This is a genomic window from Flavobacterium azizsancarii (genome assembly GCF_027980145.1).
Classification (GTDB): Bacteria; Bacteroidota; Bacteroidia; order Flavobacteriales; family Flavobacteriaceae; genus Flavobacterium; species Flavobacterium azizsancarii.
In genome coordinates this window covers 97,639-111,219 of the sequence record NZ_JAMZNK010000003.1, presented here as the reverse complement: position 1 = coordinate 111,219, position 13,581 = coordinate 97,639, and the positions used below count along the sequence as shown (strand labels likewise).

The window sequence follows — 13,581 nt, the reverse complement described above, 5'->3', positions numbered from 1 at the left end:
CGAAAGCCTGACGTTTGCCTTTTTTCGGCCAAGCGACACGCCCAAATTATAGAAATATCTGACCATTATACCATTATGAAAAATAAAAAAATAATAACTATTGGGGTTTTTGCCCTGTTTACTGTTGGAAATATGAATGCACAGAAAAAGCCGTATCTGGATAAAAATAAAACAATTGAGCAACGTATCGACTTGCTTTTGCCCTTGATGACTTTGGAGGAAAAAGTGGGGCAAATGAACCAATACAACGGATTTTGGGATGTTACGGGACCAGCGCCAAAAGGTGGATCTGCGGAGCTAAAATACGAACATTTGCGAAAAGGCTGGGTGGGATCTATGCTGACGGTTCGTGGTGTAAAGGAAGTTCGTGCGGTACAGAAAATTGCGGTGGAAGAAACGCGTTTGGGGATTCCGTTGATTATTGGTTTTGATGTCATTCATGGTTATAAAACTTTGAGCCCTATTCCGCTGGCAGAAGCCGCAAGTTGGGATTTAGAAGCGATTAAGAAATCAGCGGCTATTGCAGCTAATGAAGCTTCGGCATCCGGAATTAACTGGACTTTTGGTCCAAATGTAGATGTTGCAAACGATGCGCGTTGGGGACGTGTGATGGAAGGTGCAGGCGAAGATCCTTATCTGGGAAGCAAAATTGCAATTGCCAGAGTGCATGGTTTTCAGGGTGAAACTATTGCCGATTTGACGAAAGTGAATACAATTGCAGCTTGTGCAAAACACTTTGCGGCTTATGGTTATGTAGAGGCAGGATTGGAATATAATATTGTAGATATGAGTAATTCTAAATTGTACAACTTGGTTTTGCCGCCTTTTAAAGCGACTGTTGCCGCCGGAGTTCGTACGTTTATGAATTCGTTTAATACATTAAACGGTGTTCCTGCGACTGGAAATATTTTCCTGCAAAGAGATATCCTGAAAGGAAAATGGAAGTTTGATGGTTTTGTAATTTCAGATTATGCTTCGATTCGCGAAATGATTGCGCACGGTTATGCAAAAGACGAAGCCGATGCTACTGCAAAGGCTGTAATTGCAGGTTCTGATATGGATATGGAATCGTATTTGTATGTGGCAAAATTGGTTGGTTTAGTAAAAGACGGAAAGGTAAAAGAAGCTCTGGTTGATGATGCGGTTCGTAGAATCCTTCGTGTCAAGTTTGAATTGGGATTGTTTGATGATCCCTACAAATATTGTGATGAGAAACGTGAGAAAGCGGTTGTTGGAAGTAAAGCCAATAATGAAGGTGTTCTCGATATGGCGAAAAAATCTATTGTATTGCTGAAGAACGATAGAAATTTGCTTCCGCTAAAAAAATCCGGACAGAAAATTGCTTTGATCGGGGCTTTGGCAAATGATAAAAATAGTCCTTTGGGAAGTTGGAGAATAGCATCTGATAATAATACTGCGGTTTCGGTTTTAGAAGGTATGCAGCAGTACAAAGATAATAAGCTGACATTTGAAAAAGGTGCTGATCTCACGGTGGGAAAAATATCATTTTTAGATGAGGTTGTTTTTAATACCACAGATAAAAGCGGATTTGAAGCGGCCAAAACAGCTGCTGAAGATGCAGATGTTGTAGTGATGGTTTTAGGTGAACATGGTTTTCAGAGTGGGGAGGGACGCAGTAGAACAGATCTTAATTTGCCTGGTTTGCAACAGGAATTGTTAGAAGAAATTTATAAAGTGAATCCAAATATTGTTTTGGTTTTAAATAATGGCCGTCCGTTAAGTATCCCTTGGGCCGCAGAACACGTACCTGCGATTGTAGAAGCCTGGCATTTAGGTACTCAATCCGGAAATGCAGTTGCTCAGGTTTTGTATGGCGATTACAACCCAAGTGGAAAATTGCCAATGTCTTTCCCGAGAAATGTGGGTCAGGTTCCTGTTTATTATAATAAATACAGCACAGGAAGGCCAATAGACAGTGATAAAAATGTTTTCTGGTCGCACTATACAGATGTAGAGAAAACGCCTCAGTTTCCGTTTGGGTTTGGTTTGAGCTATACAGAATTTGATTATAAGAATCTGAAGGTAAACAAATCTGCTTTTGCAAAAGGCGAAGATGTACAAGTGAGCGTTGAGGTTACCAATTCAGGAAATTATGACGGGAAAGAAGTGGTACAATTGTATCTTCATGATGAATATGCCAGCATTATTCGACCGGTTAAAGAACTGAAAGGCTTTGAATTGGTAGACCTTAAAAAAGGGGAAACTAAGACGATAAGTTTTACCTTGACTAATAACGAACTTGGGTTTTATGATAATGAAGGAAATTATTTAGTGGAACCGGGAACTTTTAAAATTATGGTTGGCGGAAGTTCTAATAAAGGACTGGAAAGTGGTTTCGAGATAAAAGAGTAAAAGTTTAATCAGGCAAAATTTGATTAAAATATTTTTCTCGCAGATTTAGCAGATTCGGCAGATTATTTTATCTACCTAAATATGTTAGATCTGCGAGATTGTTTTGTTATGTTAGACTACCAATGACATAGCGGCAGGAATAATTTCTCTTTTTAATTGTAATAATAGAAAAATTAGAAGGAAAAGTTTTTTTTGTAAGTTAATGATTATGAATATTATTTTTAATCGTTATCTTTGAGATAACTTCGTTTGAATAGAACTCATTACAAGTTTTCTGAAGAGGTTAATTTTTAAAGGTAAGCTGAAAACTTTATAGAGTAAGCATGATTTTAAAATATTCGTATGGAAAATTCTTTATTTAAAAAAGTAAAAATCGCAATTGATTATTGGTACATTCCATTACTTGTGGGAATACTTTTTGTTGGAATCGGAGTTTGGTCTTTTATAACGCCTTTGGCTGCTTATATAACACTTGCATTTTTGTTTAGTATTTCATTTCTGGCTACTGGAATTTTTGACATTATTTTTGCGCTTTCGAACAGAAAAAAAATAGACAATTGGGGCTGGACGCTGGCGTCAGGTATTATAGGATTGATTGTAGGGATATTACTGGTTACAAATCCATTGATTTCGATTACATTACTGCCATTATATGTAGGTTTTGTTATTTTGTTCCGCTCTATTATGGCTATTGTTATTGCTTTTAATTTAAAGAGTTATTCAGTGCCGGATTGGAAGAATCTTTTGTTTTTAGGAATCCTTGGAACAATTTTTTCTCTGATATTATTGTGGAACCCTCTTTTTGCAGGACTATCATTAGTGTACTGGACTGCTTTTGCTTTTATAGCACTTGGTATTTTCTATATTTATCTTTCTTTCAAATTAAAAAAGATACACGATATTCCTGAAAAAATTGATGAGCTAAAAGAAAAGATTCATTTGTAAAGAATACTTTTGGGTTGTCGAAAAGATAAAATTTATCATATAAATTTTTTGCAAAGTCGCTAAGACGCAAAGCTTTATTTTCTTTGCATCTTAGCGATTTTTAGCGATTAGAAAAAACAAATTTAGTTAATAGATTTAGAGAAACACGCAGGGTAAAAAAATCAATAGGAACAATGAAATGATTAATAAACTTCTAAAATCATTAGTTCATCGTTTACTATAAATGATTCAATAGTTTCTTTTTTTGAAATCAGAATTTCAGCAATTTGTTTTGTGTTTTTATTGAAAGTTTTTAAAATTATTACTTTTGGAGGAACTCCTTTTAAAAGTAATAGTTTTTCAAAGTCATCATCATGAGTAAGTATGGTAAAATTATTTTGTTTTGCAAATTGCCAGATTTCAATGTCTTTAGCCGGCTGATTTATCTTTAGATCTTTTGCATGTAAAGAATCTGGAAAATTATCTCCAACAAGTTTGATTATTCTCCATGAAATATTTGCATCAAGAAGTAATTTCATTATGCGGCAATTATTTTTGTAATATTTTCTCTATTTGCAGCAAAGGCCAAAGCAGCAAGAATATGCTGTCTTTTTAATTCAGGAAAATCCTCAATAATTTCTTCAAAGGACATTCCGGTAGATAGCCATGAAAGAATATCTGAAATACAAATTCGAGTTCCCGTAATAATAGGTTTCCCAAATCGGATATCAGGGTTTATCGAAATTAAATTTTGCCAGTTATTTTCCATAATTTTATTATTTACACAAATTTACACAAATTAAATTCAAATTTACTTTTAAAGTTGTATGGTTTGTTTTTACCTTTAAAACCTATAAACTTCCAATTTTAAATTAGAACATGAAATATAACAGATGTGGAAAGAGCGGGTTATTACTACCTGAAATTTCTTTAGGATTGTGGCACAATTTCGGATCAGTAGATAATTTCGAAAATGCTGAGAGCATTGCTGTAGAGGCTTTTGATAAAGGAATCACTCATTTTGATTTAGCGAACAATTACGGACCTGTTCCAGGTTCTGCAGAAACTAATTTTGGTAAAATTCTGTGGCATAATTTTCAGGGAAATTTACGTGATGAAATTATCATTTCAACCAAAGCCGGTTACACCATGTGGGACGGACCTTATGGGGATTGGGGTTCAAGAAAATATTTATTATCTAGTTTAGATCAGAGTCTGAAAAGAATGAAAGTAGATTACGTAGATATTTTTTATTCCCATCGTCCTGATCCGGAAACTCCAATTGAAGAAACCATGATGGCACTTGATTACGCCGTAAGATCCGGAAAAGCGTTATATGTTGGAATAAGCAATTATTCGGCAGAACAAACCCGCGTTGCAGTTGATGTCTTAAAACAATTAGGAACGCCATGTTTAATTCATCAGGCCAAATATTCGATGTTGGAGCGTTGGGTAGAAAATGGTTTATTGGATGTTCTGGAAGAAAAAGGAGTAGGTTGTATTGCCTTTTCACCTTTGGCACAAGGACTTTTAACCGATAAATACTTAAACGGAATTCCTGAAAATTCAAGAGCACATAATCCAAACGGACATTTGAAAGAAGATGAGGTTACGAATGAACGTATTCAGAAGTTAGTTCAGCTGAATGAAATTGCTCAAAACCGTAATCAATCCCTGGCGCAAATGGCATTGGCATGGCTGCAAAAAGACAAGCGAATTACATCCGTTTTAATAGGTGCAAGTTCGGTACGACAATTAAATAATAATATTGAATGCTTGCAAAACTTAGCATTTTCTTCAGACGAGTTGAATGTAATTGAGAAAATCCTCGCATAAATTATTTGATAAATACATACTGTAGAGGCGCACAGCAATGCGCCTCCGTCATGTGTAAGACACACAGTAAACCCGACAGGTTTTTGAAACCTGTCGGGTTTGACATATAATATATTATAGTATTTTAAATTATTTTTTCAATTCCAGATTATACTTCTTCACTATATCCAAAGTCGATTTATCCGAAGAAAACACAGAGTTTAACCCTTGTGGTTCCTGCGGAGGATCTGTTGTCAGGGGATCTCCCGGATTCCATTTTCCGTCTTTGGTAATTGCTTTTCCTTCGCCGCCAAATCCCCAGAAATTAGCCCCTTGTAACGGACCATTATTTTTAACGCTTTCGGCAACCCGATTAAAAATATAATTGTAAAAAACATCTCTATTTGCAACAGAAGATCCTGCAGCTAAATTTTCGTTTTCTCGCGGTAAACCAAACTCTTCAATAATTATTGGACGTTTTAGAGTATTGGCAACCTTAATATGATCATCAATATAGTTACCGGCATTTTCGAGCGTTGTAGGTAAAGTTGCTTCGGCATTATCAGCCTTAAACCAGTTCCAGTTTTTTGGCCAGATGTGCATAGTCAGATAATCAATATTAGGATTTTGGTGTGTTCTTTCAAAAATTTCCATACTATCATTCGAACTGTTTTTTCCTTCAGAACCTGTCGAGACCAAATGATTTTTGTCCAGACTATCTATCAAATTCACAATATTATTTAGCCATGAAGTAAATTTAGCTTCGTTTTCAGGCGTAAAAGTTCGGGGTTCATTCCCTACCTGCCACGACATAATGGTATTGTCCTGAGTATATTTCTTTTTCGAATAATTGTTCGTTCTTCCCATAATAAACTTTACATGATTCTCTAAAGCTTTCATGCAAGGTTCACAACTATGAAATTGTTCTGTATAAGACATAAATTGCGGCCATGTATTCGGCGCAATATTCGGAACCGGAATTGCCCCTTTGCCATTCCACTCTAAATATTGCGACATTCCGCCCGACCATTCCCAGTTGTTTGTTAAATATAAAACAGCGTACATTTTGCGTTTGCCCATTTCATTGATCAGAAAGTCCAGTCCGTCAAGCAAATCATTGTCATATTTTCCTTGTTCGTATTGCAACGCAGGACGAACCGTAAAATCATATTTTCCCCCATCACCACCAACGATAATTCTCAAGTTGTCAATTCCGTTTTTCTGCATCAAATCCAGTTCACGAAGCAATCTTTTTCTGTCGCCCACTTTTTTCGAAGCCAATAAACTTCCGTACCAATAATTCGTACCAATATAAGCGTAAGGTTTATCGCCTTTATAAAACTGCGTTCCTTTTACTGTAATTCTTTCCTGCGCCTGACACGCCATTGTAGTAACAATCAAAGCCAATCCGATGGTTTTTAGAAATCTGTTTTTCATTATTTGTTTTTTTAGGAGCTATTTCCTGCTATCCGCTTTATCTTTTGTTTTTTAAAGAAAAAAACAAAAGGATGCCGCTTCTATCAGGGCTAGGGATTTTCGTTTTATGAGATGTTTTTTCTCCTAACAGGTTTCTAAAACCTGTTAGGTATTGTCATCGCAAAGTTTGTCATTTAGGAATTCACAGTTCGTTGCTTTCTTCATGCGATTTCTCCCTTTGGTCGAAAATGACACTGCCGATTCACAGTTCGTTGCTCTCTGGATGCGATTTCTCCCTTTGGTCGAAATGACACTGCGGATTAACGTTTCGTTGCTCTCTGGATGTGATTTCTCCCTTTGGTCGAAATGACACTGCGGATTCGAAGTTCGTTGTTCTCTTGATGAGATTTCTCTCCCGAAGTTTCGGGATTAAAATGACATAAAATGAGCTTAATTTCCCGCTTTGTCAAGTTACTTGCGGAGCTTCGACTCCGTTTAGCCTGACAAAAGCAAACAAAAAATCCGTGTCAATCCGTTTAACCTGTAAAATCCGTGTGCCATTAAATTACAAAATCTTACTTCGGCAATTCATACATCTTCGGCAAAGAATTCACCAATGCCGATTTTGGTTTAGCGGTAAATGTCTTGAAATCTGCAGCATTCGCAACAGAACTGTTCGGGACATAATAACCATCTTTAGTATTATTCCAGAACATGACATAACTCACCTCAATATTATTTGCTGTTAAGGCGCTATATAAATAATCCGAAAACCAATTGGTAATTGGAGTTTTTGTACTTGTAACCTGATAACCGGTTTCTGTTAATGCTGCAATTTTTACTTTGGTTTTAGCCAAATCAGCAATTATTTTTAGTTTAGAATTGGCTTTTGTGGCACCAGCTTGCACTTGATTGTCAAAATCGCCATAATTATCCATTCCTAAAACATCGACATATTTATCACCGGGATATCTGCTTAGATAATTGGCTTCTGTTGTGTATGAGTTATCAGGCGAAAAAGCATATAAAATATTATGAACGCCTTTGGTATTTTTTAGATAATCAACAGTAAACTGATAAGCTGTTTTATATTCTTCTGCAGTAGCAAAATTAGCGCCCCACCAGAACCAGCTTCCGTCAAATTCATGAAAAGGCCTGAAGATTATAGGAATTAATTCTCCATTTGAACCTTTTAAATTCAAAACTACGCTGGCAATTTTGTCTAGTTTTTTCTTGTACCATTCGTTATTTGCTCCGCCCGGTAAAATACTTTTAAAAGCAGTTGCCTTTTGATCTGCAGTCATATCAGCTGCATAAAAACTATCTTCTTTATTAGGCTCTCTTAAATGCCAGCAAAAAGTGTTGATCATTCCTTTTGCGTAAGCAGCTTTTACATCGTTTACCATTTTTTCCTCTTGCTGATAAAACCAATTATCAGCCTGATTGTTATTATTTTTATCGGTAATAAACATAAAATCCAAACCTAAAAGAGCAGGATCATAACCTGTGTTTTTTTTGATATCAGAATCTCCGCCATTGTCCTGATAATAACTATTAAAAGCGTCTTGCTGACCAATGGCGACTTTAGTTTTGGCCAGTTTTTTTAAATTATAAAATAAAGCTACGGTTTCTTTGGTAGCATTTGCATCGACCATATAAGTTGTCACGTTTTGCGTAGTCAACGGATCAGTTGGAACTATAACTGGCGGTTCAACGATAATTTCAGGACCAGATTCATCATTTGAAGAACAGCTTGAAAGGAACAAAATCGATAAACTTAAAAATGCTATTTTCAGAAACGTAGTTTTCATATGGTTATGTATTAATTCGGTTAATGAGTTCAAGACAAGCGCGACTATTATGATAGGGACATTTCCAAAAACCGGCTTTGTCTTTTTCGATCAAAGAATAATCCCGGTTAATTCCCCAGAACCATTCTCCGTTTTCGGTGTCTAAAATATATTTCTTTATAAATTTCCAGTTTTTATAAACGATATTCAGGTAATTTTTATCGCCTGTTAATTGGTACGCATTATAAAAACCAATCAAAGCTTCGGCCTGAACCCACCAATGTTTTTCGGCAACTAACTCATTCTTTTTAGGGTCGAATTCATACCATAAACCACCATCAGTATCTAGTCCTTCTTTAGTAACTTCAGCCATTTGAATGGCATGTTTGGTATAATTTTCAATTAAGGTTTGATTTTTAGAAATTTCGGCACATTGCAATAAAAGCCAGGCCGCTTCAATATCATGACCGTATGATATAACGTCCGGTTTTTCGATCCAGTTTTCATCAAAAAACAAACGCAAATGACCATTTTCGGTATTGATGAAATGTTTTTCTATCGTTTCTAATAATTCCACAATATCACTTTGAAGCGTTTTGTCCTTCCAAACTTTAAATAAATTTGCATAAGCCTCGACAATATGCAAATGCGTATTCATGGTTTTCTTCTCGTTGGCGTCTTTATCGCTTAAACGTAAATCTTCGATAGACTGCCAATCTCGGGTAAAAGCTTCTAAATAGCCTTGGTTTGCCGGATCATAACTGTATTCCTGAATTTTTAGATAGAGGTTAATGGCTATTTCTAAAGCTTTATCGTCTTTAGAAATAGCATAATATTCAGATAATCCGTAGATCGCAAAAGCTAAAGCATAAATTTGATTTTTGGTATCTTTTGGCGTTTTATCAGGATTGATACTCCAAAATAAACCTCCAAATTCAGGATCATAAAAGTGATTTGAAAGAAACTCAAAAGCACGTTTGGCGATCTTTTTGTGACCTTCGTTTTCAGTGACTTTATAACTTGCTGAAAAACTCCAAAGAATTCTGGCGTTCAAAACAGAACCTTTCTCAGCATTAGCAATAATATGATCGTTGAAATCAATTTGACCTATAAAACCACCATTTTCATTATCTAAGGTATGTTTTGACCAGTATTTTAGAATGGAATCAAGTTCCGCTGATAATTCAGATTTAAGTTGCTTTAGTTGTATTGACACGGTAAATTAAATTGTATTGTTTTTTTCGATTTGATTGATGATCGTTTTTACTGAACCTGCTGAAATAAAAGTATCTGCGGGAGTATTTGTTACATAATCAACCAATTTTGCTACAGACGAAACTGCAACATGCATTCTTGTATCTGATGATGCGTAATACACATAAACAGTTCCGTCAGTATCTTCAATCCATCCGTTTGAAAATAAAACATTCGATACATCACCCACTCTTTCAATTCCTTCAGGTCCCATAAAATGTCCGGCCGGAACGTGGGTAACTTTCGTAATATCGTTCAGATCTGTCATGAACATATATAAGGTGTAGCGCAATCCCGCGGCAGTATTTCGAACTCCGTGTGCAAGATGCAGCCATCCTTTTTCAGTTTTAATAGGAGCAGGGCCAAGACCATTCTTTAATTCATAAATAGTATGATATTGTTTGCCAAAAATGATTTTTTCGTCATTTACCACCGGATTGGTCATGTCTTCGACATATCCTAAACCAATTCCACCACCAGCTCCAACATCGATAAAACCATCTTGCGGACGCGTGTATAAAGCATATTTTCCGTTTACGAATTCGGGGTGGAGAACCACATTGCGTTGTTGCCCTGTATTCGAAATTAAGTCAGGCAATCTTTCCCAGTTTACCAGATCTTTCGAGCGAACGATTCCAGCATTGGCTACAGCCGAACTTGTATCGCCTTTTGGTGCTTTTGGATCTTTTCTTTCGGTACAAAAAATACCATAAACCCAACCGTCTTCATGGTTGATTAGACGCATATCATATACATTGGTGTCCGGTTCTTCGGTTTGCGGAATCACGCATGGTTTCTCCCAAAACTTAAAGTTATCGACTCCATTTGGACTTTCTGCTATAGCAAAGAATGATTTTCTGTCAATTCCTTCTACACGAACAGCAAGCAGGTATTTTTCGTTCCATTTCATGGCGCCGGCATTAAAAGCTGCATTCATCCCAATTCTTTCCTGCAAGAACGGATTTGTCTTTTCGTTGAGGTCAAAACGCCAGTTCAATGGTACATGAGCTGCCGTAACAACCGGGTTTTTATAGCGTTCGTATATCCCGTTTCCGGCATTGTCCTGAGGAGTATTTTTTTGCTCGATCAGTATTTTATGTTCGTTTTCTAGTGCTACTTTTCTATCCTGAAATGTAGTTGAAGAGGCTATTGCTGTCATATAAATAGATTTCTGTATCTGTTTTTTTTTAATTTGTCTGGTCTCGTTTTTCGTTTAAGTCTTGTTCTATTACCTGAAGTTTTTCTTCGGATAATGGATAGAATGCTATAAAAGCGACTGATATTATGGCTGCGATTGCAGGAAGTATACTTAGCATTAATTGAATTCCGTTTTGAGCAGTGGCAGTTTGCTCTACATTGGCCTGAAAACCATAATAACCCAAAAGCCATCCGGCTCCGGCTCCACCAATTGTCCATCCAAATTTTTGAGACATTGACGATGCTGAGAAAACTAATCCTGTTGCTCTGCGACCTTGTTTCCACTCTGAATAATCAGCGCTATCTGCATACATCGACCAGATTAACGGGAAGATGCAACCGGCGCAAATACTGATTAAAAGCTGAAAACTCATAATTAAGAAAACATCTTCTTTTCCGAAGAAATAGAAAACCAAACTCAAAATTGCGGCTAACGCCATGGCACCAAAAAAAGTTTTCTTTTTACCAATTTTATTCGCAATTGGAGTCGCGATAATTACTCCGATGATATTTGCAGCTTGTCCTAAAACTAGATAAATAGAAGTGGGTGTCATATGAAAATCAGTTCCAAAAAGGTAGAAATCAAAGTTTACGCTGCTGCTGACATAATATTTAAAATAATAAACGGCAGCTCCGTCACGGATTGAATTAAAAACTAAAGCACCAATTCCGGCTCCAAGTAAAATCCACCACGGTTTGTTTTTTAGTAAATCTTTTAGATCTTCTTTTAGATTATTTTGTTCGTCTGAAATTGGTTTTACTCTTTCTTTAGTAAAGAAAAAACAGGCCCAGAAAAAAGCAGTTGTAATAACTCCAAAGACAGAAATTGTTGCCAGCCATCCAGTTTTTGAATTTAGGCTTCCTCCAAAATAATTTACTAACGGTTCTATTAGCCAGAGTGCCAGGAGACTTCCCCCAAAGGCAAAAACCATTCTATACGATGATAAAGTAGTTCTTTCTTTTCGGTCAGATGACATTACGCCCAGAAGTGATGCATACGGCACATTGATCAACGAATAAATCATCATCATGGCGGAGTACGTCACGTAGGCATAAATTATTTTTCCTTTCTCATCAAAATCAGGAGTATAAAAAGTCAAAACTCCAATCACGGCAAAAGGTATGGCAACCCATAATAAATAAGGTCTGAATTTTCCCCATTTGCTTTTTGTTCTGTCGGCGATGATTCCCACAATCGGATCAAAACAGGAATCCCAGATTCTGGTAATCAAGAACATGGTTCCTACAACAGCAGGCGCCAACCCGAAAACGTCGGTATAGAAAAAGAGAAGGTACATGCTGAAAATTTTCCAGAACATCGATGATGCGGCATCTCCAAGACCGTAACCTATTTTTTCTTTTAAACTAATTTTGTCGTGCATTAGACTTTTTTTAATGGTTGTAATTTAGATTTGGTCGATTGTTTAATGTTTCTATTTGTTGATTTTTTTTGACGCGGATAAAACGGATTTACTTCGTAAAAACACGGATAAAAACAGATTTTATTTTGAATACGATATTTAAACACATAGAAACATAGATTTTTTTGAACTTAAAAGGCATTTCACTTATTTAAATAAACATAGCCGAGCTAGGTGAAAGAAATATGTTTCTTTTTAATATTCTTTTTTTAAATGCAGATGACACGGATTTTAGAGGTTTTTTAATTCTCATTTTTTAATTTTATTAATGTCTTTTTCGAATAAGGTTTTATCCAGATTATAAAAATCAATAAAATCTTTCTCGCTTACTTGTCCCTTATATGGTGCGTAATAATGCATTTTTTGTTCTTTTTCCTGCCAGCCGTGATTTCTCCATAATAAAACATAAGAGATTTTATAATCGCCAATCGCTTTAGACAAAGTTCCTGTCCACCATTTCGGGTCTGGAATCGCTTCATAACCCGCTTCGGCTATCGCAATTAATTTATTTTGTTTTGTACCAATTTCATCTATGATTTTAAGTTGACTTTGAACTTCATTTATGAATTTTTTGCCCTCTTTGTCGTCATTATTCTGGTAAGAATCAAAACTTAAAATATCAGCATAACTATCATCGGGATAGTTGGTAAGAAAATCTTCTTTTGAGCTAAAACTGCTTGTGTTGTAAATATAAATTAAATTATGAACTCCTTTTTTCTGCAGATATTCAAAAGTGAATTTCCATAAGGTTTTAAATTCTTCGGGAGTACAATTTCCTTTTCCCCACCAAAACCAGCCACCGGTAAGTTCGTGATAAGGTCTGAAAAGAATCGGGATGTTTTTTCCTTCTTTATCTTTTAAGGATAAAAAGAAATCAGCCGCTTTGTCTAACCAGATCGTAAATTTTTTATGGTTTTCTCCACCTGGTAGAACTGTTTTTGCTGCATTTGGAGTATTGTCCCAGGCATTTTTCCCAGTTGCAGGATTATCAAGATGCCAGCTTACGGTAGAAATTCCGCCTCTTGCATTCGCTTCTTTAATGTATTGTTTCATTTTCGCAAAAGGAACACCGTCAATATTATTTAGGTCATCCTTTTCCAGTCCGGCAATGTCCCAACCGTAAACGGCAGGATAATCGCCAACAACATCTTTTATGTCGCTGCGACCGTCTTCGTATTTCCAATTTACACCGTAGGCAAGATCATCCTGATGCCCGAATAAGTATCCTTTTTGTGACAATTGATGCAGTTTTTTGTATAATGAAACAGTTTCAGGTGTAGCTTTTTTATCTGATAGTGACAAATTAGTATTAGTGATAATAGGGTTTGCAGAACAAGAAGTTCCTATGAATAGAGCTGATATTAGTACTATTATATGTTTTTTCATTATGA

11 protein-coding genes are annotated in these 13,581 nt (G+C 36.1%); 3 read left to right on the top strand and 8 right to left on the bottom strand.

What is annotated here, in order from left to right:
• Nucleotides 1–75 precede the first annotated feature (75 nt).
• Entirely contained in the window at nucleotides 76–2,373 is a 2,298-nt protein-coding gene (gene bglX, locus NJT12_RS02645; RefSeq protein WP_271334385.1) for a beta-glucosidase BglX, read from the top strand.
• Between the two features lie 342 nt (nucleotides 2,374–2,715).
• A complete protein-coding gene (locus NJT12_RS02640; protein ID WP_271334384.1) occupies nucleotides 2,716–3,318 on the top strand; it encodes an HdeD family acid-resistance protein in 603 nt (200 codons plus the stop codon).
• A 182-nt stretch (nucleotides 3,319–3,500) separates the two neighbouring features.
• Here the strand turns inward: NJT12_RS02640 and NJT12_RS02635 are convergent, their stop codons facing one another.
• Both NJT12_RS02635 and NJT12_RS02630 read right to left on the bottom strand, forming a co-directional pair.
• Complete coding sequence (locus NJT12_RS02635) at nucleotides 3,501–3,836, bottom strand: DUF5615 family PIN-like protein (protein WP_271334383.1); 336 nt, start codon at nucleotides 3,834–3,836, stop codon at nucleotides 3,501–3,503.
• Entirely contained in the window at nucleotides 3,836–4,066 is a 231-nt protein-coding gene (locus tag NJT12_RS02630) for a DUF433 domain-containing protein (protein ID WP_271334382.1), read from the bottom strand. Before NJT12_RS02630 ends, NJT12_RS02635 begins: the two co-directional genes overlap by 1 nt.
• Before the next feature lie 110 nt (nucleotides 4,067–4,176).
• Here NJT12_RS02630 and mgrA point away from each other — a divergent pair, with 110 nt between their 5' ends.
• On the top strand, nucleotides 4,177–5,133 hold the full coding sequence (gene mgrA, locus NJT12_RS02625) for an L-glyceraldehyde 3-phosphate reductase (RefSeq protein WP_271334381.1): 957 nt from the start codon (nucleotides 4,177–4,179) through the stop codon (nucleotides 5,131–5,133).
• A gap of 129 nt (nucleotides 5,134–5,262) precedes the next feature.
• Here mgrA and NJT12_RS02620 read toward each other — a convergent pair whose 3' ends face one another.
• From NJT12_RS02620 to NJT12_RS02595, 6 genes are all read right to left on the bottom strand, one after another.
• The gene (locus NJT12_RS02620) at nucleotides 5,263–6,549 is read right to left on the bottom strand and encodes a glycoside hydrolase 5 family protein (protein ID WP_271334380.1); all 1,287 of its coding nucleotides are present in this window, start codon (nucleotides 6,547–6,549) and stop codon (nucleotides 5,263–5,265) included.
• Nucleotides 6,550–7,103: 554 nt separating this feature from the next.
• Nucleotides 7,104–8,339 carry a glycoside hydrolase family 26 protein gene (locus NJT12_RS02615; RefSeq protein ID WP_271334379.1) on the bottom strand — a complete coding sequence of 412 codons (1,236 nt, stop codon included), beginning with the start codon at nucleotides 8,337–8,339 and terminating at the stop codon, nucleotides 7,104–7,106.
• A 4-nt stretch (nucleotides 8,340–8,343) separates the two neighbouring features.
• Nucleotides 8,344–9,534, bottom strand: a complete 1,191-nt coding sequence (locus NJT12_RS02610) for an AGE family epimerase/isomerase (RefSeq protein WP_271334378.1) — start codon at nucleotides 9,532–9,534, stop codon at nucleotides 8,344–8,346.
• Nucleotides 9,535–9,540: 6 nt separating this feature from the next.
• Nucleotides 9,541–10,731, bottom strand: coding sequence for a glycoside hydrolase family 130 protein (locus NJT12_RS02605; protein WP_271334377.1), 1,191 nt, complete (start codon nucleotides 10,729–10,731; stop codon nucleotides 9,541–9,543).
• A 28-nt stretch (nucleotides 10,732–10,759) separates the two neighbouring features.
• Complete coding sequence (locus tag NJT12_RS02600; protein ID WP_271334376.1) at nucleotides 10,760–12,151, bottom strand: MFS transporter; 1,392 nt, start codon at nucleotides 12,149–12,151, stop codon at nucleotides 10,760–10,762.
• Between the two features lie 288 nt (nucleotides 12,152–12,439).
• Nucleotides 12,440–13,576 carry a glycoside hydrolase family 26 protein gene (locus tag NJT12_RS02595; protein WP_271334375.1) on the bottom strand — a complete coding sequence of 379 codons (1,137 nt, stop codon included), beginning with the start codon at nucleotides 13,574–13,576 and terminating at the stop codon, nucleotides 12,440–12,442.
• Between the last annotated feature and the right edge of the window lie 5 nt (nucleotides 13,577–13,581).